This is a genomic window from Pseudomonas resinovorans NBRC 106553, assembly GCF_000412695.1.
In the GTDB taxonomy this organism is placed as follows: domain Bacteria; phylum Pseudomonadota; class Gammaproteobacteria; order Pseudomonadales; family Pseudomonadaceae; genus Metapseudomonas; species Metapseudomonas resinovorans_A.
The window spans coordinates 3874343-3895856 of the sequence record NC_021499.1 but is presented as its reverse complement, the minus strand read 5'-3'; the positions used below and the strand labels follow the sequence as shown (position 1 = coordinate 3895856).

The 21514-nt window shown below is 62.9% G+C and carries 15 protein-coding genes and 2 pseudogenes; 6 read left to right on the top strand and 11 right to left on the bottom strand.

Annotated elements, in window-relative coordinates; genetic code table 11:
• The first annotated feature begins 70 nt into the window (after positions 1-70).
• Positions 71-1039 carry a LysR family transcriptional regulator gene (locus tag PCA10_RS17535; RefSeq protein WP_016493411.1) on the top strand — a complete coding sequence of 323 codons (969 nt, stop codon included), beginning with the start codon at positions 71-73 and terminating at the stop codon, positions 1037-1039.
• On the opposite strand, the gene PCA10_RS17530 is transcribed toward PCA10_RS17535, so the two are convergent.
• The 9 genes and pseudogenes from PCA10_RS17530 to PCA10_RS17490 form a co-directional block, all read right to left on the bottom strand.
• On the bottom strand, positions 1003-2307 hold the full coding sequence (locus PCA10_RS17530; protein ID WP_016493410.1) for an MFS transporter: 1305 nt from the start codon (positions 2305-2307) through the stop codon (positions 1003-1005). The genes PCA10_RS17535 and PCA10_RS17530 overlap by 37 nt on opposite strands.
• A gap of 101 nt (positions 2308-2408) precedes the next feature.
• A complete protein-coding gene (locus tag PCA10_RS17525) occupies positions 2409-3572 on the bottom strand; it encodes an acyl-CoA dehydrogenase family protein (protein ID WP_016493409.1) in 1164 nt (387 codons plus the stop codon).
• A 13-nt stretch (positions 3573-3585) separates the two neighbouring features.
• Positions 3586-5133: an AMP-binding protein gene (locus PCA10_RS17520; RefSeq protein WP_016493408.1), complete on the bottom strand. Its 1548-nt coding sequence runs from the start codon at positions 5131-5133 to the stop codon at positions 3586-3588.
• A gap of 406 nt (positions 5134-5539) precedes the next feature.
• A pseudogene (locus tag PCA10_RS29690) lies at positions 5540-6040 on the bottom strand (IS110 family RNA-guided transposase); the annotation flags it as partial.
• Between the two features lie 113 nt (positions 6041-6153).
• A complete protein-coding gene (locus tag PCA10_RS17510) occupies positions 6154-6924 on the bottom strand; it encodes a 3-hydroxybutyrate dehydrogenase (RefSeq protein ID WP_016493406.1) in 771 nt (256 codons plus the stop codon).
• A 61-nt stretch (positions 6925-6985) separates the two neighbouring features.
• On the bottom strand, positions 6986-8377 hold the full coding sequence (locus PCA10_RS17505; protein WP_016493405.1) for a GntP family permease: 1392 nt from the start codon (positions 8375-8377) through the stop codon (positions 6986-6988).
• Between the two features lie 65 nt (positions 8378-8442).
• On the bottom strand, positions 8443-9711 hold the full coding sequence (locus PCA10_RS17500) for an OprD family porin (protein ID WP_016493404.1): 1269 nt from the start codon (positions 9709-9711) through the stop codon (positions 8443-8445).
• A gap of 261 nt (positions 9712-9972) precedes the next feature.
• Positions 9973-11443 (bottom strand): annotated as a pseudogene (locus PCA10_RS17495) (sigma-54 interaction domain-containing protein).
• Positions 11444-11837: 394 nt separating this feature from the next.
• Positions 11838-12731, bottom strand: a complete 894-nt coding sequence (locus PCA10_RS17490) for a LysR family transcriptional regulator (protein WP_016493402.1) — start codon at positions 12729-12731, stop codon at positions 11838-11840.
• 138 nt (positions 12732-12869) lie between these two features.
• Between PCA10_RS17490 and PCA10_RS17485 the strand changes: the two genes are divergently transcribed.
• The 4 genes from PCA10_RS17485 (at position 12870) to PCA10_RS17470 (ending at position 17768) form a co-directional block, all read left to right on the top strand.
• Positions 12870-13967, top strand: coding sequence for a 4-oxalomesaconate tautomerase (locus tag PCA10_RS17485; RefSeq protein WP_197539884.1), 1098 nt, complete (start codon positions 12870-12872; stop codon positions 13965-13967).
• A 233-nt stretch (positions 13968-14200) separates the two neighbouring features.
• Positions 14201-15505 carry a CitMHS family transporter gene (locus PCA10_RS17480; RefSeq protein ID WP_016493400.1) on the top strand — a complete coding sequence of 435 codons (1305 nt, stop codon included), beginning with the start codon at positions 14201-14203 and terminating at the stop codon, positions 15503-15505.
• A 107-nt stretch (positions 15506-15612) separates the two neighbouring features.
• Positions 15613-16884 (top strand): OprD family porin, encoded by a 1272-nt coding sequence (locus PCA10_RS17475; RefSeq protein ID WP_016493399.1) that lies wholly within the window; start codon positions 15613-15615, stop codon positions 16882-16884.
• A gap of 200 nt (positions 16885-17084) precedes the next feature.
• Positions 17085-17768 (top strand): TerC family protein, encoded by a 684-nt coding sequence (locus tag PCA10_RS17470; RefSeq protein WP_016493398.1) that lies wholly within the window; start codon positions 17085-17087, stop codon positions 17766-17768.
• Positions 17769-18033: 265 nt separating this feature from the next.
• Here PCA10_RS17470 and PCA10_RS17465 read toward each other — a convergent pair whose 3' ends face one another.
• On the bottom strand, positions 18034-19104 hold the full coding sequence (locus PCA10_RS17465) for an AbrB family transcriptional regulator (RefSeq protein WP_394296629.1): 1071 nt from the start codon (positions 19102-19104) through the stop codon (positions 18034-18036).
• A gap of 115 nt (positions 19105-19219) precedes the next feature.
• On the opposite strand from PCA10_RS17465, the gene PCA10_RS17460 reads away from it, so the two are divergent.
• A complete protein-coding gene (locus tag PCA10_RS17460) occupies positions 19220-20128 on the top strand; it encodes a LysR family transcriptional regulator (protein ID WP_016493396.1) in 909 nt (302 codons plus the stop codon).
• A 413-nt stretch (positions 20129-20541) separates the two neighbouring features.
• On the opposite strand, the gene PCA10_RS17455 is transcribed toward PCA10_RS17460, so the two are convergent.
• Positions 20542-21480 carry a LysR family transcriptional regulator gene (locus PCA10_RS17455; RefSeq protein ID WP_016493395.1) on the bottom strand — a complete coding sequence of 313 codons (939 nt, stop codon included), beginning with the start codon at positions 21478-21480 and terminating at the stop codon, positions 20542-20544.
• Positions 21481-21514: the final 34 nt, after the last annotated feature.

The following is a 21514-nucleotide window of genomic DNA, read 5'->3' as shown; positions in this document are numbered from 1 at the left end:
AGAAAAGCCCCACAAATAGTGTCTTCGGATAGATGCCATAACGCTTCGGCATGGCCATAGAGAGAACCGCATGACCCTCAAGCAGCTCCGTTATCTGATCGCCATCGCCGAGGCCGGCAGCTTCTCCGCCGCTGCTCGGCGGGCCTATATCGCCCAGCCGGCACTGAGCCGGCAGATCGGCCTGCTGGAAAGCGAGCTGGAGATGCAGCTGCTGGAACGCCAGCACGACGGCGTGGCGCTGACCGACGCGGGACGCCGGCTCTACGAGGTAGCGCGCTCGGTGGTGCAGAAGCTCGATTCGGTGAAGGATGAGCTGACCTCGACCCGTGGCGACCCCAAGGGCCATGTGTCGATCTCGATTCCGGCCACCGCCTCGGCGCTTCTGCTGCCGGCGATCATCGCGCGGGCTGCGGAGAAATTTCCCAGCATCACCCTGACCATCTGCGATGGCCTGACCCGAGAGGGAGGGCAGGCCATCGAGCTGGGCAAGGTCGATTTCGGCGTGGTGCCGAATGCCGAGGAGCTCGAGCATGTCGCTGCCGAACCGATCTTCATCGAGGATCTGTACTGGGTGGGGATGGGCAGCCAGGGGCTGCACGGCGACCCGATCACCCTGGCCGAGGCTGGTGCCACACGGCTGGTGATGGCGCCGCGGGCGCTGCACCTGCGCCGGCGCATCGAGCAGGCAGCGATGGAGGCGGGGGTGGTGCTCAACGTCGCCTATGAACAACAGTCCGCGCCGGGCATCGCCAGCCTGGTGCGCAGCGGCCTGGCGGCAACCATCAGCAACTGGCCGCCACTGGCTGACCTGCTCGAGCCGACCGAGGCGCGGCAGATCGTCGAGCCGTGCATCACCCGCACGGTGTCGATCGCCTACTCGGTGCACAAGCCTCTGTCGTTCGCCGCCTCATGCATGCGCGACCTGGTGCATGGCCTGCTGGTGGAGGCGGTGCGCGAAGGCCGCTGGCGTGGCAGCCTGATTGAACGCACCGCCGATGAGGATCAGGCCCGCGAGCAGGCCACCGGCACCTCGTCCTGAGCCAGGCGCTCACGTGAGCGCTGCGGGTTCATCGCCACCAGGCCGATCAGCCCTGCCACGATCATCACGCCGCCGCAGACGAAGAAGCCCTGGGCGTAGCCTTGCGGGTGGCCGGCGCCGGCACCATGCACCAGCAGGCCGGTGACCACTGGCGCCGACAATCCGGCCAGCGAGGCTACCGCGTTGCCAATGGCGAGGATGCCGCCGCGCTGGCTGCTCGGGGTGAACTCGGCGAGCATGGCCGGCCCCACCGAATACATCACGAGTGCCAGACCGCCGCTGAGGGTCAGGGCGATGATCCGCGTGGTCACCGACAGCTCGGTGAGCATCAGCGCCGAGGAGAACAGCCCGCCGGCAATCAGGCACAGCGAGACGAAGGCGCCGCGTGCCAGGCGCGAGGGCACGCCGCGGCTCATCAGACGTTGTGACAGCCAGGCCATCAGCAGGCTCAGCGGCGTGGTGACGATGACGAACATGACGAACATGTGCCCGGTCTTCAGCGGGTCGATGCCAAGGCCGATCTCCAGGTAGCTGGGCACCCAGGTCAGGGTCAGTGCCAGCGACCAGTTGGCCGCGAAGTGGCAGGCGTAGTTGCCGAGCACGCTGCTGTCGCTCAGCAGGCGGCGGTAAGGCACGCGCGCCTCGTCCTGTGGGGCGCTCGGTTGGTTGCGGCGCAGTGTATCGAGGGTGCCCTCGCGGCCGAGCAGTAGCCACAACCCGCACCAGACCAGACCGATGGCGGCGAGTACGGCGAAGTTGGTGCGCCAGCCATAATTCAGGCTGATCCACGGGATCATCGCGCCGGCCACCAGCAGGCCCATGGCGCTGCCGGAATGCAACAGAGCCACCGGCAGGCTGCGGCGGTCGTCGGGGAACCACTTGTACAGCGCATGGGTGGCGACCGGCGAGGCCGGGCCTTCACCGATGCCGAGCAGCACACGGCAGGCGACGATCATCCACAGTGAGCTGGCGAACAGCATCGGCAGCTGGATCAGCGCCCAGAACAGGCCCATGCCGAGCAGCAGGGTGCGGGTCGGGCGGCGGTTGGCGAGGAAGCCGCCGACCACTGCTGAGATCGCGAACAGCCAGTGCAGGGCGCCGCCGATCAGGCCGAACTCGGTCGGGCTTAGGTCCAGTTCCTGGGTCATCGGTACGCCGACCAGGCCGATCACCACCTTGTCGAGGAAGTTGACCAGCATCATGAAGGCCAGCAGGACGGCGATCGTCCAGGCCTGGCGCGGACGGAAGGCAGAGTCTTGGTGGGGCATGGGAATTCTCTTTGTTGTTGTGGGACCGGCCAGCTTCCCTGGCGGACGGTCCTGCTAGCGATGCCGCAGCACCCGCTTGGCGATGGGGATGCGGGAAGCATTCAGCTCGGCAGCAGAATGCCCTTGGCGATGGTGTTGCGCTGGATCTCGCTGGTGCCGGTCAGGATGCGCATCATGCGTGTCGCACGGAAGAACCATTCGACTGGATGCCCCTTGATCAGCCCGGCGCCGCCATGGATCTGCACCGCCTTGTCGGCGATGCGGAAGGCGGTTTCCGAGGCGTACAGCTTGCACATTGGTGCCTGCACCTTGATGTCGCCGCCGGCGTCATTGTTCGCTGCAGTTGCGTACATCATGCTGCGCGCAGCGTACAGCTCGGTGGCCATGTCGGCGAGCATGTGGTTGATCGACTGGAACATGGCGATCGGCTGGCCGAACTGCTTGCGGGTGCGGGCATAGTCCAGCGACAGATTCAGCGCCAGTCCGGCCATGCCGAGCATGGTCGGGCAGTGCAACAGACGGTTCAGGGTGATCCGTCCCATCGCCAGCTTGAAGCCCTGACCTTCCTCGCCAATGCGGTTGGTCACTGGCACGCGCACGTCTTCCAGAAGAATGTTGCCGTGGGCGCCACCACCGGACATCACCGAGTAGTCGCTGTCGACGCTGACGCCTTCTGCATGCAGATCGACGAAGAACGCCGAGATGCCCTGCGCACCGCGGCCCGGGCCGGTCACCGCGAGCAGCACGGCGAGGTCGGCGTAGGGCGCGCCGGAGATGTAGCGCTTGGCGCCGCGCAGCACGTAGTGGTCACCCTCCAGGCGCGCCTCGGTGCCCAGCGCGGCGGCGTCGGAGCCGGCCTCGGCCTCGGTGAGGGCGAAGCACACCGCCTTCTCTGCGCGGCAGATCGGCTGCAGGAAGGCCTCGATCTGGTGCTCGTTGGCGACCTTGAACAGGTGGCCGACCCGTGGCGGGCCGGACAGCTCGCCGAGAATGTGCGGCGCCAACGGCGAGCCGGTGAGCACCGCGGCTTCCTTCAGCATGCACAGTTCGGCGACGCTCAGGCCGGCGCCACCGAGGGCTTCCGGCAGCATGGCGTTATAGAAACCCAGCTCGCAGGAGCGTTGCCAGATATCGCGCAGAAACGGCTTGGCGACCGGCTCGCCCCAGCGGATGCCTTCTCGCTGAACCAGTGGTGCGAGTTCGTCGCGGGCGAATGCGTTGATGCCGTCGATCAGGTGGGCGGCTTTTTCACTTGGCTTGATCATCTGCTGTCTCCGCTCAAATCCGACGTTCGCTGTTCTGCCAGTACGCTTCGCGGATCAGGCGGCGTACGACCTTGCCATTGGGGTTCTTCGGCAACTCCTGGACGAAGTCCACCGCGCGCGGCTTCTTGAAGCCGGCCAGCGAGCGCCCGCAGTGCTCGATGATCTCCTCGGCGCTCAGGCTCTGGCCCGGCTTCAGCACCACTACCGCGCGGATCGCCTCGCCCCACTGCTCGTCGGGCACGCCAACAACCGCTGCTTCGAACACCTGCGGCAGGCTGTAGAGCACCTGCTCGACCTCGGTCGGGTAGACGTTGAAGCCGCCGGAAATGATCATTTCCTTCTTGCGGTCGACGATGAACACGTAGCCCTGTTCGTCGACGGTGGCCAGATCGCCGGTCAGGTAGTAGCCGTCGCGCATCACCTCGGCGGTGAGCTCCGGCGCCTGCCAGTAGCCCTGCATGATGTCCGGGCCCTTGACCACGATCTCGCCGATCTCGCCAGGCTGCACGTCCACGAATTGTTCGTTGACCACGCGCAGGTCGGTCTCGAAGTAGCAGCGGCCGCAGGAGGCCAAGCGGCGGGCGTCGTCGCCCTCCACCAGGTGATCCTCTTCGGTCAGCACGGTGACCAGCGAGCAGGTCTCGCCGGCACCGTAGCCCTGTACCAGGATCGGCCCGAACAGCTCGATAGCTCGCTTGACCAGCGCCGGCGCCATGGGCGCCGCGCCGTACATCACCACGCGCAGGCTGGAGAGGTCGAAGCGCTCCACCTCGGGGAAGTTCACCAGGCGGTTTATCATCGCCGGGACCAGGAACAGGCGGGTGACACGCTCGCGCTCGATGGTCTCCAGCAACAGGCGGTCGTCGTAGCGCTCCAGCAGCAGGTTGCAGGCGCCGACGGCGAGCAGCGGCATGATCTGCATGCCGCTGGCATGGGTGATCGGGCCAACGTGGGCCATCACGTCCCCAGGGGCGGAGCGGCGGGTCGGGCTGGCGATGCTCTTGCGTACCAGCGCCTTGCGGTTGCCGAAGCTGAGCATCGCGGCCTTGAGCACGCCGGAGCTGCCGGAGGTGTAGTGCAGTACGGCCAAGTCATTGTCGGCCGGCTCGCTTTGTATTGGTGTCTCGTCACCGCGTAGCAGCACGGATGAATAACTGGCATCTCCGCCGTCGTCATCCAGCGAGAGGATCCAGCGCAGGCGCGGCAGCTCGCTACGGCGAGCATGTAGGGCGGCGGCGAATCGACCATCGGCGATCACCGCCTGGCTGTGCGAGTCGCCCAGCACCTGAATGATTTCTTCCAGCGACAGACGTGCGTTGATCGGCACCTTGACCATGGCGCTCTTGTAGAAAGCGATCTCCGCCTCCACCAGCTCGACGCGGTTGAGGGCGAGGATCGCCACATGGGCGCCCGTTGCCAGGCCAAGCGCCTGCAGGCCGGATGCCAGGCGGTTGGTGCGACGCTCGAGCTGAGCGAAGGTGATGCGTTTCCGGGCGTCGACCAGGGCCTCGTGTTCGGGCCAATACAACGCGCTGCGGCTGATGATCTTTCCTAGGTTCACTTTATTGTTCTCATCGGCAGGACAAGTGCGCCGATGCTATCTGCGGCCTTTCGGGCGGAACTAATACAACAGTACGATGCAGGCCATGCCGTTAAGGAATAGGTCCTTTACGCACTTGTTCACTTCATCTGAAAGCCCAATGTCCGTATATGGACTCCCCCTCATTGCAAGCTTCCTTCGCTTTGGCGCCCGTGCCGACTGCGCACGTATATTCGGCCTCGGACTTCGGCATAGTTTCGATGCGGGGCCATGATGGGCTATTCGCGCGCCGGCTCCCATTCGCTTTTCCGTGCTGGTCGCACCAGGACATTTGAGGAGTTTGCCGCGCCGGTTCGACCGGTTTGCCATCGCTCGGGTTGCATCGCAATCGTGGTGTGGGGCGGTTTCTTCTGGGATGAATGGGGCAGGCCGCTGCTCGCCCGGGTTGGTAATCCGTGTCATGACACAGCATCGCCCACGCCATGCGCGCCGTTTTGTTGGCCGGGGCGATGGCGCCCACATTGGGGTGAGCGCGCTCCGCCAAGCGGACGACCCACTGACTGAGTCGATCGTCTTTGGACTTGGCCGTCCGCAGCGCAGCGTGAACCAGCAGGGTGCGCAGATAGGCGTCGCCACGTTTGCTGATGCCCAAGAGTCGATCCTTGCCGCCAGAGCTGTGTTGCCGCGGCGTGAGCCCCAACGAGGCGGCAAATTGTCGGCCGTTGGCAAACTGGCGAGCATCGCCGAGGGCGACCACCAGCGCGGTGGCGATCATCGGGCCGACACCACGCAGTTGCTGCAAGCGGACGGCGGCGGATTCATTCGCTGCGATCGCCAAGATCTCGTCGTCGAACTCGCGCACGCGCTGATCCAGCGCGCGAAGATCGCCCCACAAGCCAGCCAGCAAACGCCGCAAGCGGTCCGACAAACGGCACCGCCAAGGGCCGCTTCAGACCGGCCAACAAAGCAAGGGTGTTGATCCGGAACGGTCTGGCGCGGCATTGGGGGGGGCTTTTAGGGTTCCCTTTCCTGAATCGAAAATTATTGAGCCGTCCAGCCTCCATCCATGTTCCAGGCGGCGCCACGGACCTGGGCAGCGGCATCGCCGCAAAGGAAGATCGCGAGCTCGCCGAGTTGCTCGGGGGTGACGAACTCTAGCGAGGGCTGCTTTTCCGCCAGCAGGTCGTGGCGCGCCTGCTCCGGACTGGCGCCAGCCTTGATGCGCGCGTCGATCTGTTGCTGGACCAGCGGCGTCAGTACCCAGCCGGGGCAGATGGCGTTGCAGGTGATGCCGGTGGTGGCGGTTTCCAGCGCGATGGTCTTGGTCAGGCCGATGACCCCGTGCTTGGCGGCGACGTACGCGCTCTTGCCCGCCGAGGCCACCAGGCCATGGGTGGAGGCGATGTTGACGATGCGTCCCCAGCCTCGTTTGCGCATGCCCGGCAGGGCCAGGCGCGTGGTATGGAACACCGAGGACAGGTTGATGGCGATGATCGCGTCCCAGCGTTCGACGGGGAATTCCTCCAGCGCGGCGACGTGTTGAATGCCGGCGTTGTTGACCAAGATGTCGAGGGCGCCGAACTCGCGTTCGACGTAGGCGATCATCTCGGCGATCTGGTCCGGCCGGGACATGTCCGCGCCATGGTGACCAATGCGAGTGCCGTGGGCGGCGAGTTCGCCAACCACGGCGTCGATGTCGCCGAAGCCGTTGACCACCACATTGGCACCTGCGGCGGCGAGACGATGGGCGATGCCGAGGCCGATACCGCTGGTGGAGCCGGTGACCAGGGCGGTCTTGCCAGTGAGGTTCATGGGATTCTCCTTTAATCGGTCACGGCAGCCGCGTGCAGGCGGCTGTCGGGTAGGGGGCGGCTCAGACGATGCCGGTCGCGTAGAAGGTGCCGATCACCACGAACACGGCGAGTGTCTTGATCAGGGTGATGGCGAAGATGTCCTTGTAGGCCTCGCGGTGGGTCAGTCCGGTGACCGCGAGCAGGGTGATGACGGCGCCATTGTGCGGCAGCGTGTCCATGCCGCCGCTGGCCATCGAGGCCACCCGGTGCATGACCTCCAGCGGGATGTCGGCCGCATGGGCGGCGGCGATGAACTGCTCGGACATGGCCGCCAGGGCGATGCTCATGCCGCCGGATGCCGAACCGGTGATCCCGGCGAGGGTGGTAACGGTGACGGCCTGGTTGATCAGCGGATCGGGGATGCTCTTGAGCGCGTTCGCCAGTACCAGGAACCCCGGCAGCGAGGCGATCACCGCGCCAAAGCCATATTCCGAGGCGGTGTTCATCGCCGCCAGCAAGGCGCCGGAAACCGCGGTCTTGCTCCCTTCGGCGAGCTTGCTGCGGATCACCCGGTAACTGCTCACCAACACCAGCAGGATGCCCAGCAGCAGGGCCGCCTGCACCGCCCAGATACCAGTCAGCTTGGCCACGTCACTGGTTACCGGCGCGGCCATGCCGGCCAATTGCAGGCTGTGGGCCTTGCCGTAGACCTGCGGAATCCAGTGGGTGAAAAGCAGGTTGGCCGCCCCCACCAGCACCAGCGGCGAGAGCGCCAGCAACGGATTGGGCAGTTTCAGGTCGCTGGCGGTTTCCGGCTCGTTGCGCAGGTCGTTGCCGTACCCCTCACCGGCAACGCGGGCCTTGTTCAGTTGGCGACGCAGGAACAGCATGCCTGCGGCGAAGATGAACAGGCTTCCGATTACGCCCAGCCAGGGGGCGGCCCAGCCAGTGGTGTTGAAGAATGTGGTCGGGATGATGTTCTGGATCTGCGGGGTGCCGGGCAGCGCGTCCATGGTGAAGGTAAAGGCGCCAAGGGCGATGGTGGCCGGGATCAGCCGCTTGGGGATGTTGCTCTGTCGGAACATCTCGGCGGCGAATGGATAGACCGCGAACACCACGACGAACAGCGATACACCACCGTAGGTGAGCAGGGCGCAGACCAGCACGATGACCAGCATCGCCTGGCTGGTGCCGAGCAGGCGGATGGCGGCGGCGACGATGGAGCGCGAGAAGCCCGACAGTTCGATCAGCTTGCCGAACACCGCGCCCAGAAGGAACACGGGGAAGTAGAGTTTGACGAAGCCGACCATCTTCTCCATGAACACCCCGGTGAAGGCTGGGGCCACGGCGGAAGGATCGGTCAGCAGTACCGCGAGTAGCGCGGCGATGGGGGCGAAGAGGATCACGCTGTAGCCGCGGTAGGCAGCCAGCATCAGCAGGGCGAGGGCCGCGAGGGCAATGACCACGCTCATCGAATGAATCTCCATTTAGCGCGCGGCTGGTTACCGCGCGTGGTTCTTGTTGTTTTGGCGAGGGCTTACCAGAGCGGTAGTACGTAGCTGAGGATCAGCCGATTCTCGTCGAGGTCGCTGCCGAAGTTGCTCCGCGCGGTCGCGTTGCGCCATTTGAGGCCAAGGTTCTTCAACGGACCGCTCTGCACTACATAAGCGATGTCGGTGTTGCGTTCCCATTCCTTGCCTTCGCCGGCCGCACCGCGCAGATCGACGTTGTCGCCGGACAAATAGCGGGTCATGAAGGTCAGTCCAGGGACTCCGAGCGCGGCGAAGTTGTAGTCGTAGCGTGCTTGCCAGGAGCGCTCGTCCTCGTTGCCGAAGTCGTTGATCTGCACCAGGTTAACCAGGTAGGCATCGGTGCCGTTGATGTTGGCGAAGCCGGTGTCGCCGCTCATGCGCTGGTAGCCCAGGCCGAACGAGTGGCCGCCAAGGGCATAGGTGAACAGCGCACCGAAGGCATCGTTATTCACATTGCTGCCGCCGTCGTCGGTGCTGTGCGCCCAGCGGATATCGCTCTTCAGTGATTGTCCTTCGGCGATTGGCAGCAGGTGGTTCAGGGTCAGGTAGTGCTGCTTGTACACACCGTCGAGGCCACCGTAGTGGTACGCGGTGCTGAGGGTGGGCGACCACTTGTAGGTCGCGCCGGCGAAGCCGAACTGGTCGCTGGTCTTCGTCCGGCCCAGCACGATGTTGCGGTTGCCGCCGTTGAACACAGCCATCTCTTCGTTATCGGAAGAGTTGCGCAGGTTGATGCGGTCGAAACGGCCGAGGTCGAGGCTGAGGTTGTCCACTTCGGCCGAATTCACCCAGGCGCCACGGAACGTCTGCGGCAGCAGGCGACTGTCGTTGTACAGCGCCACCGGCAGCTTGGGCTGCAGGGTGCCGACCTTGAGGGTGCTATGCGAAGCGCGCAGCTTGGCGGTCAGGCCGAGTTCGCCGTATTCGTCCTGGGCGCGGTTGGGTTTTTCGCGGTCCGATTTCAGCAGGCCCGTGCCGGTGCGGTCCGGGCTGGAGTCCAGCTTCACGCCCAGCAGACCAAGAGCGTCCACGCCCAATCCCACGGGGCCTTCGGTGTAGCCGGATTCATAGCGCAGCAGAAAACCCTGGGCCCATTCCTCCGCCTTGCTCTGGGCGGCTTCGTCCTGGCGGAAGTCGCGGTTGAAGTAGAAGTTGCGGAGCTCGATGCTGGCCTTGCTGTTAGCGAGGAACTCGGCGAAGACCTGGGGCGATAGGCTGAGGCTGGTGCCCAGCGTGGCAATAACGACGGCATGCTTGAGCGTGGAGCGGCTCATCGGAAGATCTCCTGGCGCCAGGCCGAGTGCGAAACAGGACGTGCCGTGGGTCCCGTGGGGTGGAATTCGCGATCGGGCTGCGTTGATTGTTGTTATGTCGGCTATGCGGACAGGGCCGCGACGGACGACATAGCCAGGATCGTGCCAATGATGTAACTATTTGATTTTTAAGTATTATTTTTTGATTCGAAAGTCTTGGGGTGCCAAGTAATTCTCCAAGCTGAGACGATTTGCGCGCTGGCACCTCTAGGAGGCCCGCCATTATATGGAAGTCTTAGCTGTCTCTAGTTTGAGACTTGTCTCTAATTCAAGACGAAAGGCCCAGCGCGGCCATTTTCTTGTACAACGTCGAACGGCCCAGCCCCAGGCGCCGTGCAGCCGCATCGACATTGCCGGCCTGTTCGGCGAGCACGCTGCGGATCAACTGACGTTCGAACTCCTCACGCGCGGCGTAGAAGTCCTGACCGGCCGCAAGGGTGACGGAGGGCGCACTCGTCGCCGCCGGCAGCGGTTGCAGCGTGCCGAGGGCCGAGTGCAGCGCGGCGGCGTCGATTTGCGGGCGGTCGCCGAGCAGCACAGTACGTTCCAGCAGATTACGCAGCTCGCGAACATTGCCGGGCCAGGCGTGCTGGGCCAGCAGGGCCAGACCGTCGGCGTCCAGTTCGTAGAGCGTCTGATGGTCGTCGCGCAGGCCGTCGAGTATGGCTTCGCACAGCGCCGGCAGGTCATCCAGGCGCTTGCGTAGCGGCGGAATCTCGATGGGCAGGACGTTGATGCGGTAGAACAGGTCGGCGCGGAAACGCCCTTCGCGCACGGCGGCATTGAGGTCGATAGAGGTCGCGGCGATCAGGCGGATGTCGCTGCGTAGCACCTCGTTGGACCCCACTGGTTCGAACTCTTTTTCCTGCAGCACGCGCAGCAGCTTGCTCTGCAGGGCGAGCGGCATGTCGCCGATCTCGTCGAGGAACAGGGTTCCGCCCTGGGCGATCTGCAGCTTGCCAGGGCGGCCCTTGCGGTCGGCGCCGGTGAACGCGCCCGGCGCGGTGCCGAAGAACTCCGCCTCCAGCAGGGATTCCGGAATCGCTGCGGCGTTGATGCTGACGAAGGGTTTGTCGGCACGCGGCGACGACGCATGGATGGCGTGGGCCAGCAGTTCCTTGCCGGTACCGGTCTCGCCCAGAAGCAGCACCGGCGCCTCGCTGGCCGCCCCACGCCGGGCGCGGCGTTTGACTTCCAGACTACCCGGGCTGGTGCCGATGAAGTGGCCGAAGCTGTATTTCGCCTGGCGCGCCTGCAGCAGTGAACGAGTCGAAGCCAGCTCCGCCTGCATGCGCTGGTAGCGGGTCAGCAGCGGCGAGAGTGTGCGCAGTTCGTCGAACAGGGCGAAGCCGATGCCGCCGATTACCGCGCCGGCGTCGTCTCGGATCGGCACGCGCATCACCACCAGCGGATCCTTGGCCATGTCTAGGATGTCCAGCAGGATCGGCCGGCCGCTGCTGACCACCTCGCGCATCAGGCTGCCGGGGATTATCTGCTCCACCGGCCGGCCGATGGCCTGCTCGGCGTCATCCAGACCAAAGCGCTGGGCATAGCGCTGATTGATCCAGACGATGCGCGCATCGCGGTCGACAATCACCGTGCCTTCGCTGAACTGCTCGAAGATTTCGAACAGCGAGCGGATCGCCAGTTGGCGAACGCTTTGATAGTCCGAGAGGGAGTGGTTGTCGCTCATAGGGCTTTCGACAGTCTGCTAGGTGAGTCGCGCACCTTAGCGCACCCTCATTCTGTCGGCGAGCATCCTTGTTTCCGCTCAATGGCGTGGCAAGCGCAATAAGGATTCCGCAAGCCGGTACGTGCTTGCGTCGAAAGTGACCTGGGCGGATACCTGATCGAGAGACAGGTATTTGCTGCCCGCTCATCCACGAAGTCTTGTGGAGCACCTGTTCCGCAACCCGAAGTCGGAGTGGATTCCAGCGACCGGCTACCTGGCGGCCCAGGTGCATCAGTCATTGCCTGATACAGCGCTACAACTAAATCAGGCCGAATCAGTACAGCGACGGGCTACCACCTGCAGTGGCCGTATGGACAATTACCTTCCACAAATACAAGGTAGGCGCGTTGAAGGCCTATTCACGCCATCGCTTGAGCAGCATCTCAATGAAGAGTTCTGCTGTGCTCGATAGGGGCTCGCCGTCTCGACGCACCAGCCCGATGGTGCGTTCGATATGAGGGGGAGGTAACTCCCTGGAGCAGAGGTTTTCATGTTCGGCATCAGGCATGGCCATCCGCGGCAAAATCGCTACACCAAGGCCGCATTCGACCAGGCCCAGCGAGGTGGATAGATGCTGCACTTCGTAAAAGCCGTTGAGGCGGATCCCATGGCCTGAGAGGGCGCTGTCCAGCAGCATGCGGTTGCCGCTGTCTCGACTCACAGTGATCAGGCGTACGTTCTGGAGATCTTGCCAGTTCACTTCAGTCAGCGCTGCCAAAGGATGGTCGCTTCGCATCGCCAGTACGAAAGGGTCACGAAGCAGCGGTGTGAAGCTGACGTCAGGGTGTTGGGCGCTGATCATGTTGATGCCGAAGTCCGCGTCTCCGCTCACCACGCGCTCCAGACCTTCATTGGCGCTGACATCAAGTATTCGGATGCGTATGCCCGGGTAGGCCTCGTTGAACACCCGTATCACGCTGGGCAGGAAGTAGAACGCCGCGGTCGGGATGCACGCGATCGTCACGGTACCTTTCTGGTGTGTCTTGAGCTCACGTATGCCCTGTATCGAGGACTCGTAGTCTTCCAGCATCCGTCGAGCCCGGGGCAGGTATTCCTTGCCTATTTCGGTCAGCCAGGTGCGCCGCGTGGTGCGCTCCAGGAGCTTGGCTCCAAGGGTTTCTTCCAGTTTCTGAAGGCGGCGAGACAGCGCCGGCTGGGATAGATGGAGTGCCTGGGCGGCTTCCTGAAAGGACTGTGATTCAGCCACTCGCACAAAAGCTGCGAGGTCGAGGAATTCTATTCTATGCATGAAAGTGCCTCTATGGTTCTGATTTGCACATTAATGCTTGTATCCTATCAATTGCCGTTGATCTTTGCATTTGAAGCATCAAAAGGGCGCTGACAAGCTGTAGCCATCGTTGGAACGGTCACGGATTAAACCAAGATGATGAACAGCATCCCTTGCATGATTATGCGTGGCGGCACTTCGCGCGGCCCCTTCATCCACATGACTGATCTGCCTGATTCGCAGGAAGCGCGTGCCCAGGTCTTACTCGATTTGATGGGCTCCGGCCATCCGCTTCAGGTGGACGGCATTGGCGGCGGTAACTCCCTTACCAGCAAAGTGGCCATCGTTGGACGCTCCAGTCGCCCGGACGCAGATGTGGACTACCTGTTCGCCCAAGTGGACGTGACCGAGCGCCGGGTAGATTTCACGCCCAACTGCGGCAACATGCTCTCGGCCGTTGGCCCATTCGCGATCGAGACCGGCCTTGTGGCGCCCACCTACGGCGAGACGCGAGTGCGAGTGTTCAACGTCAACACTCAGCGCATCATTGAGTGTTTCGTACCTACTCCGCGTGGTCGCGTGGAATACGAAGGCGATACCAGTATCAGTGGCGTTCCAGGTTCTGCAGCGGGTATTCGTCTCAGCTTCCTGGACGTCGCTGGTGCCAAGACCGGGGCCCTGCTTCCTACGGGTCATGCTATCGAGCAGATCGAGGGCGTCGACGTCACCTGCCTGGATGCCGCGACCCCGACGGTGATGATTCGTGCAAGCGACCTGGGTGTGGATGGTCACGCCGATCCGGCTGCACTGGATGCCAACAGCGCAATGCTTGAGCGTCTTGAGCGCATTCGTTGTGAAGCAGGCCGCCGCATGGGCATGGGAGATGTCAGCCAGTCGGTCCTGCCAAAACCCATTCTGCTGTCGCCAGCGGTTGGCGAAGACGGAACGCTGTGTGCGCGCTACTTCGTACCGCAGCGCTGCCATAAGGCGCTTGCCGTAACCGGCGCGATCGCACTTGGCGCCGCAGTGAATGTTCCCGGCAGCGTGGCCCATCGCCTCGCCGTGGAAACCCGTCGCGTAGACGCTGGCAAACCCCTCGCGTCCATACGTATCGAGCACCCGTCAGGTCATCTGGACCTGCGAGTCGAGTTGCGTGATGGCAACCCGATGGATATCGCCCGGGTCTCGCTGATCCGTACCGCCCGCAAGATCATGGATGGACGTCTCTATTACCGCATGCCGGAAGCACTCCACTGACCTGACCGCTGTCTCGCGTCTCGTTGCGCCCCGACAACAATCACAAGACGGGTAAACAAAATGAACATTTCCATTTCGCGTTGCCTGCATCCTTTCCGCACCGCTACCGGTCTTCCACGTTCGTCGTGAGGATGGCCGGGGCGCTTGCGTGCCCTGGCGATTAGCGGCTTCATGTGGGGCGGTCCGCGCGTCTCGCATGGAGCTGGAACCCATAATTACAAGAGTCCAACGCCATGCTTTCTTTGCTCGGTTTGTCCATGGTGGTCGTGTTCACCTACCTGATCATGACCAAACGCCTGTCTCCGGTCGTGGCCCTGACTGTGGTACCCATCGTCTTCGCATTGGTCGGCGGCTTCGCGCCCGAGCTCGGCAAGATGATGCTCGACGGCCTTAAGACGGTGGCGCCTTCGGCAGCGCTATTGCTTTTCGCCATCCTCTTCTTCGGCATCATGATCGACTCCGGGCTGTTCGACCCTCTGATTCGCCGCATCTTGCAGACCGTCAACGGCAACCCAGTGAAGATCGCCATGGGCACCGCTGTGTTGTCGTTGCTGGTGGCGCTGGATGGTGATGGCACCACCACCTACATGATCACCGTGGCCGCCATGCTGCCGCTATACAAGCGCATCGGTATGAACCCGCTGATCCTCGCGTGCATATCCATGCTATCGCTGAGCATCATGAGTGGCATGAGCCCCTGGGGCGGTCCGGCCACTCGAGCCATCGCCGTGCTCGGGCTGGACGCCAGCGAGTACTTCATCCCCATGCTGCCGACCATGGTAGGCGGCGCCCTCTGGGTGGTGTTCACCGGGTACATCCTCGGCCGCAAAGAGCTGAAGCGGATCGGCAACACCCACCTGAAAACCGGAGGCGACGACTGTTACATCAAGGCCATTCTTGCCGATAACCCGAACAAGCGGCCGAAGCTCATCTGGCTCAACCTGCTGCTGGTGATTGCGGTGATGGTGGCATTGGTGATGGGGCTGATGAATGCGGCGGTGCTGTTCATGCTCGGCTTCGTGGTGGCGCTGATGATCAACTACCCGCAGCTGGACCTGCAGAAGGAGCGCATCCTCGCCCACTCGGGCAATGCCATGACCGTGGTGCTGCTGGTGTTCGCCGCCGGGGTATTCGCCGGCATTTTCTCCGGCACCAAGATGGTGGACTCCCTGGCCAACTCCCTGGTGGAGATGATCCCATCCTCCTGGGGCAGCTTCTTCCCGCTGGTGGTGGCCATCACCAGCATGCCGCTGACCTTCGTGCTCTCCAACGACGCGTACTACTTCGGTATGGTGCCCATCCTCGCCCAGGCCGCTGCAGCCTATGGCATCGATCCGGTGGAAATCGCACGCGCGTCCATCCTCGGCCAGCCGGTGCACCTGATGAGTCCGCTGGTGGCTTCGACACTCCTGCTGGTGGGCATGGTCGATACTGACATCGGCGACTTCCAGCGCTTCACCTACAAGTGGGCGATCCTCACCTCGCTCGTCATTACCGTGCTGGCCCTGCTGACGGGTGCCATCACGCTGCTCGCCTGAGTTTCCTCGCCCGGCGAAGTCGGGCAAGCCCCCTGAGATCTGGCCCCGTGGTGTGTTCCTGCGCGCCCGCTGGCCGAGTGCGTCCAGAACAAAAAGGTGAAGACACCATGAATACCAACGCCAAGCCCCTGCCTTCCACCCTGGCGTGCCTAGTCGCCTGCCTGACACCTGCCGCAGGGGCCGCCGGCTTCATCGAAGACAGCAAAGCCAACCTGCAACTGCGCAACATCTACTTCAACGATGACTTCAAGGACGAGACGGGCATGTCCGCCAAGTCCGCCGCCAACGCACAGTCGAAAAAGGAGGAATGGGCCCAGGGTTTCCTGCTGGATGTGCAATCCGGCTATACCCCGGGCCGTCTCGGCTTCGGTCTGGATGCCCTCGGGTTGCTGGGGATGAAGCTGGATTCCGGCGCCGGCCGGGCCGGCACCGGACTGTTGCCCGTGCATGATGACGGCCGGGCCGCGGACGAATTTTCCAGCCTGGGCCTGACCGCCAAGGCACGCTTCGCCGGTACCACGCTCAAGCACGGCACGCATCAGCCCAAGCTGCCGGTGCTGGTGCGCAACGATGCGCGTCTGTTGCCGCAAACCTTCGAGGGCACCCAGGTCACCAGCACCGATATCGCCGACCTAAGCCTCACAGGTGGTTACTTCGACGAGTTCCGCCAGCGCGACTCCAGTGACAACCATTCGATCACTGCCGATGGCTACGCAGGTGATGACGGTGAGGGCTTCTGGTTCGCCGGTGCCGACTACAAGCCCAGCAAGGTCTTGACCCTGAGCTACTACTACGGCGAGCTGGAAGAGTTCTACCAGCAGCACTTCATCGGCCTGGTCCACAGCCTGCCCCTGGGGCCAGGCAGCCTCACCACCGACCTGCGCTACTTCCACAGCCAGGATGCGGGAGAGGCACGCAATGGCGAGCTGGACAACGACATGTACAGCGGCCTGCTGACCTACAACCTGAAGGGCCATGCCTTAAGCGCAGGCTACCAGCAACTGAATGGCGAAGGCGGGCTGCCATTCGTCAACGGCGCCACGGTGTACAGCTTTAGCAATGCCGGGGTCGGCAAGTTCGTCGAGGAAGACGAGAAAACCTGGATGCTCGGTTATGCCTACGACTTTGCGGCCATCGGCGTGCCTGGACTGACTGCGGGCGTTCGCTATTTCAAAGGCCGGGATGGCACGACCGAATTGCGCGGCAGCGAGGTGAACGCCGACGAGTGGGAGCGGGACATTGACCTTGCCTACGTGGTGCAGCAGGGGGCTCTCAAAGGGCTTGGCGTGAAGCTGCGCAACATCGCCTATCGCTCCAGCTACAGCAGGGGCCGCGACAACAATCGCCTGTATTTCACCTACGACATCGCGCTCTGGTAGGTCCCGAATGCGGGCTTACCAGCCCGAAGTGGCGCTTAGAAGAGCGGGCGCCGCGCCCGCGTGCTCACAAGGCGCGCGGGCCCTTAATCCTCAAACCACGCTTTTCCGACCACCCGTCTCGACTACCCGTCGCGCCGGCGGAGGTTCCGGAGCTGGGGGCTTGCCCCCGGCATTTTTTTCGATAGCGGAGATATGGATTTATGGAGTGGCTGAGTGACCCTGTTTTCTGGATGGCACTTATGCAGATTATCGCCATCGACATCCTGTTGGGCGGCGACAACGCAGTGGTCATTGCACTGGCGTGTCGGCATCTTCCTGAGGAACAACGACGCCGTGCCATCGCCGGTGGAGTGGCAGGGGCAATCCTATTGCGCATCGCGCTGTTGTTCTTTGCCATGCAGCTACTGGCCTTGCCGTATCTGAAGTTGGTAGGTGCGGCGCTGTTGCTCTGGATCGGCGTGAAACTGCTGCTGCCCGAAGACGAACAGGCCCACGAAGTCAGGGCAGGTGCGAGCTTCTTCGCCGCAATCAAAACGATCATCATCGCCGACGCTGTCATGAGCCTGGACAACGTGCTCGCGGTGGCCGGGGCTGCCGGCGGCAACCTGGTCCTCGTCAGCCTGGGCGTGCTGATCAGCATCCCGATCATCGTTTGGGGTAGCCAGCTGGTGCTCAAACTGATGGATCGTTACCCGCAGGTTGTACTGGTGGGGGGCGGCTTGCTGGGCTGGATTGCCGGGGGCATGGCTGTAACCGACATCGCGGTGGCGAGCTGGATTCCGAACGAGGCCTGGTCCAAGCACCTGGCTGCAGCCTTTGGCGCTGCCCTGGTGATGGGCACAGGTCTGTTGCTGCGCACGCGTGCATCAGCAGTGGTTGATTAGGTAAACGGCTGATTTCCAGGATCTCGGTGCGCGCCAGGTATGGAGTCGGATCCAGGCTGCGGTAGCGATAGCAATCCGGCTACCCTCCTGCCCCCTACTCATCGCCGAGATCCTGCAGCTTCGACACTGTTGCTGGCGGGGATGCTGGATCGCGATATCGGCGACCTCCAGAGGTTCACCGGAAGTGGGCAATGCTGACTTCAGTGGTGATGACTCTTCTGGCCCTGCCTACTGGCACCATCAATCCAGATGGTTGACGGCGCGTTCATCGAGACAGGCGGATGATCTGTCGCGCCAGGTATGGGCCGATCAGTACGACGCCGAACAGGCGCATGGTCTGCATGGCCAGCACCAGACCGACATCCGCCTGGGTGTCCAGGGCAATGATTGCCATGGAGTCCAACCCTCCCGGACTGGTGGCGAGATAAACGGAGAGGAAGTCCTTGCCCAGCAGATTCGCAATGAAAAGTGCGGACAGGGCGCAAAGAGCAATCAGGGCAAGTGCGCTGAACAGCATGGACGGCAGCCGACGGACGACGAAGTCGAAGGTCGCGCGATCGAATCGTAATCCCACGTAGCAACCAAGGGCTCCGTAGGCCAGGCACAACAGCCACTGTGGTAGGTCGATGATGAATACACCGCCCAATTGCATCGCCGACCCAGCCAGTAGCGGCACGAGCAGCGCACCTGCCGGGAAGCGCGCACCGATCAACACACTGCCGGTCAGAACAAGGATGGTGAGGATGCCATTGGCAGGCACAGTGAAGCCGAGGGGGGCTGTGCCAGTCGGGATTTGGGGGGGAGTAACATCACTACCGAGGGCGTGGCTGACGACTGCACCTATTAGTACTACGCAGACCACTCGCACGTACTGCATCGTGGCGACCACTCGGGAGTCTGCTCCGTGATCCTCGGCCAGGGCCACCATGGCGGACGCCGCCCCGGGAGACAGGCCCCAGGCCGCGGCGCTACCCGGTAGGTCGCCGTAGCGCACGAGGAAAAGCGCGACGAGCAAGCTCATCACCACCGTTATCGCCGTGGCCAGCAGCATGACCGGCCAATCATGAGCAATGCTGGCAAGCGTTTCTGCGCTTAGCGAACGAGCCACCAGCAAGCCGATGCAACCCTGACCGAATTTGAAGGCGAGCGCTGGCACGCGAATGCGCGCACCCCGCACGCCAAGTCCAATGGCTACCAGCATGGAGCCGAGGAAGTCAGCAGCTGGCATTCCGATCAGCCGCAGCACTTGGCCAGCGATTACCGCAAGGACGAGCAGAAGCAGCCACTGCCGCATAAGGGCAATGGAGTCGAGAGAGGGGCGGGTAGGCAAGTCGATTCTCCGTGCGCGCTGTGGGGCAGGGTGTGTCCAACGCGCATCGGCAGTATTCTGGTGCTGATTCATCAAGTCTATTTTCTAATTGTGATGAACCGATAATTCAGAGTTATCGATTATGGATCTGCGAGACCTTGCCTATTTCGAGACCATTGCTGAGCTTGGCCACCTAGGCCGCGCTGCGGAGCGCCTGTGTCGTAGCCAACCTGCTTTAACCAAGAGCATTCAACGCCTGGAGGAATCCCTTGGAGCCAGCTTGTTCCAGCGTGATGGCCGACGCATCAAGCTGACCCCCGCTGGGCATTTGCTCCTGGAGCGAAGCCGTCAGCTACGGCACAGCGTTGATGAGACGCGCCGTGAGGTACGCGACTTCGCCAATGGTTTGGTAGGAAATATTCGACTGGGCTGTGCAGTCTCTATGGCCGAGTACCTGCTGCCACAGCTCACTGCGACACTGCTGAGCCTCGCTCCCAATGTGACACTGACACTTGCGGTTGGGATGGACGATGTGCTTCGCGAGGGGCTGTTGCAGGGAAATCTGGACCTGGTCATTAGCCCCTACGTCGACAAGGTAGAGGGACTGGAAACCCATGCTCTGCTGGAGGATCAAGCCGTAGTTGTGGCACGCCGCGATCATCCGCTTTTCAGCGAGCCTATCAGCCAGCGCGAGCTGTGCCGTTATCGCTGGGTGCTGCCACCTCTCTCAGCCAGTGCGCGCAAGTGGATTGACAATGCCTTCATCAGCCGGCAGCTGCCGACACCCATGGTGCAGGTGGAAAGCACGTCGATCTCCTTGATGCCACGTTTGATTGCCCGTACTGACTTACTCAGTTTCATTGCACGTGAACACCTGTTAGGTGGGAAGGCGGAGGCCAGTCTGCGGGAAATCCCTCTGGCGGAAACCACCATGACGCGGGTAATCGGGGTGAGCTATCGCTCCGAGGGTTACAAGTCGCCGGCGACGGCAACTCTCCTGGATATTCTGCTGACTCATCAGGCCAGCCTGTTTCTACAGCTTGATTCGTGAGGTCCGGCCAACCGTCTCCGGCATGGGAAGTCCACGCGACGGGGCATCAAGCAGGAGTGCTGGCTATTGCTGCGCAAACTGGAATATCTGCGCCACCCCGTTTGTGGGATAAGGCGCACGCTCAAGTTGTCCCTTCAACTGGAGAGTCCCTTAGCCCGGACTTTGCAGACATCTTCGAGCAACTGGAAAGGGCTTCGGCGAGCGACTGCTGTTGGCCGATTCTGTTGGAAAAGGCGGAGCCACCTCGGCTCGCTAGCAAAAAGCCGAAAACGACCGACTGAAGCGTTGCTACTTGAAATCCAAGGCAGTTCTCTGCCCCGCAGATCGCTCAGATTTCAGCGTAAGCAATGCACTTTTGTGGGCAGAAATCTCGAAGGGAGTTTTCATCAGAATCGGCCGAAATCGGACGTTCGCTATATCAAGCCTCTACCCCTGGCGTCGAAGCGGCGCGGCCACTGCTGCTCGCGGGCATGCTCGACCAAATGGTCGACAAAGGCGCGGGTCTTCGCCGGCAGCAGCTTCTGGCTGGCGAAGTACAGCGAAATGGGGCCGGCATCCACATGCCAGTCCGGCAACAGTCGCACCAGAGCGCCGCTCTCGAGATGCTCCAGCACGTCCGGCACAGCCAGCAGCGCCACACCCAGACCGAGTAATGCGCTGCTACAGAGCGCCTGGGGATCGTTGACCAGCATGCGCGGACGCTGCTCCAGTGGCATACGCTCGCCCTTCGGCCCCTGCAACATCCAACTGCGCACCTTGCCGCTCTGAGTCGAACGCATGGCCAACTGATCGAACTCGGCCAACTGTTCCGGCCGCTTCGGCACGGGTCGTCCAACCAGATAACCAGGCGCCGCCACCAGTACCAGATGCGCCGGTGCCAGTTCCCGCGCCACCACCCCCGGCGACAGCTCGATACCGCCGCCGATGGCGGCATCGAAGCCATCGGCAATCAGCTCCACCTGGCGATTGTCGAAGTGCCACTCCGGCGTTACCGCCGGGTAGCGGGCGAGAAAACCGGGCATCAGTGGCAACAGGAAATCGCGGCCGAAGGCCGGGGCCGCCGACAGGCGCAGCACGCCAGCCGGTGCGCCGGCACTGCTGGTGAGATCGGCGATGGCCGCCTGAATGCTTTCCAGCCCGCCGCCGACGTTGCCGAGAAAGCGCTCGCCGGCTTCGGTCAGGGTCAGGCGTCGGGTGCTGCGCTGGAACAGGCGCACGCCGAGATTGGCCTCCAACTGGGCGACGTTGCGGCTGATCGCCGCTGGGGTCAGGCCCAGACGCCGTGCCGCGGCGGAGAAGCTGCCGCACTCGGCACTGCGCACGAAGGATTCCAGATTGGCCAGGGTTTCCATCGCGACACCTTCAATCATGAGTTGAAGGTAATTC

Bases quoted from the DNA above. Each gene is read 5' to 3' on its own strand.
- PCA10_RS17535 (WP_016493411.1), top strand. From the start codon at position 71: ATGACCCTCAAGCAGCTCCGTTATCTGATCGCCATCGCCGAGGCCGGC.
- PCA10_RS17530 (WP_016493410.1), bottom strand. From the start codon at position 2,307: ATGCCCCACCAAGACTCTGCCTTCCGTCCGCGCCAGGCCTGGACGATC.
- PCA10_RS17525 (WP_016493409.1), bottom strand. From the start codon at position 3,572: ATGATCAAGCCAAGTGAAAAAGCCGCCCACCTGATCGACGGCATCAAC.
- PCA10_RS17510 (WP_016493406.1), bottom strand. From the start codon at position 6,924: ATGAACCTCACTGGCAAGACCGCCCTGGTCACCGGCTCCACCAGCGGT.
- PCA10_RS17505 (WP_016493405.1), bottom strand. From the start codon at position 8,377: ATGAGCGTGGTCATTGCCCTCGCGGCCCTCGCCCTGCTGATGCTGGCT.
- PCA10_RS17500 (WP_016493404.1), bottom strand. From the start codon at position 9,711: ATGAGCCGCTCCACGCTCAAGCATGCCGTCGTTATTGCCACGCTGGGC.
- PCA10_RS17490 (WP_016493402.1), bottom strand. From the start codon at position 12,731: ATGCATAGAATAGAATTCCTCGACCTCGCAGCTTTTGTGCGAGTGGCT.
- PCA10_RS17485 (WP_197539884.1), top strand. From the start codon at position 12,870: ATGAACAGCATCCCTTGCATGATTATGCGTGGCGGCACTTCGCGCGGC.
- PCA10_RS17480 (WP_016493400.1), top strand. From the start codon at position 14,201: ATGCTTTCTTTGCTCGGTTTGTCCATGGTGGTCGTGTTCACCTACCTG.
- PCA10_RS17475 (WP_016493399.1), top strand. From the start codon at position 15,613: ATGAATACCAACGCCAAGCCCCTGCCTTCCACCCTGGCGTGCCTAGTC.
- PCA10_RS17470 (WP_016493398.1), top strand. From the start codon at position 17,085: ATGGAGTGGCTGAGTGACCCTGTTTTCTGGATGGCACTTATGCAGATT.
- PCA10_RS17460 (WP_016493396.1), top strand. From the start codon at position 19,220: ATGGATCTGCGAGACCTTGCCTATTTCGAGACCATTGCTGAGCTTGGC.
- PCA10_RS17455 (WP_016493395.1), bottom strand. From the start codon at position 21,480: ATGGAAACCCTGGCCAATCTGGAATCCTTCGTGCGCAGTGCCGAGTGC.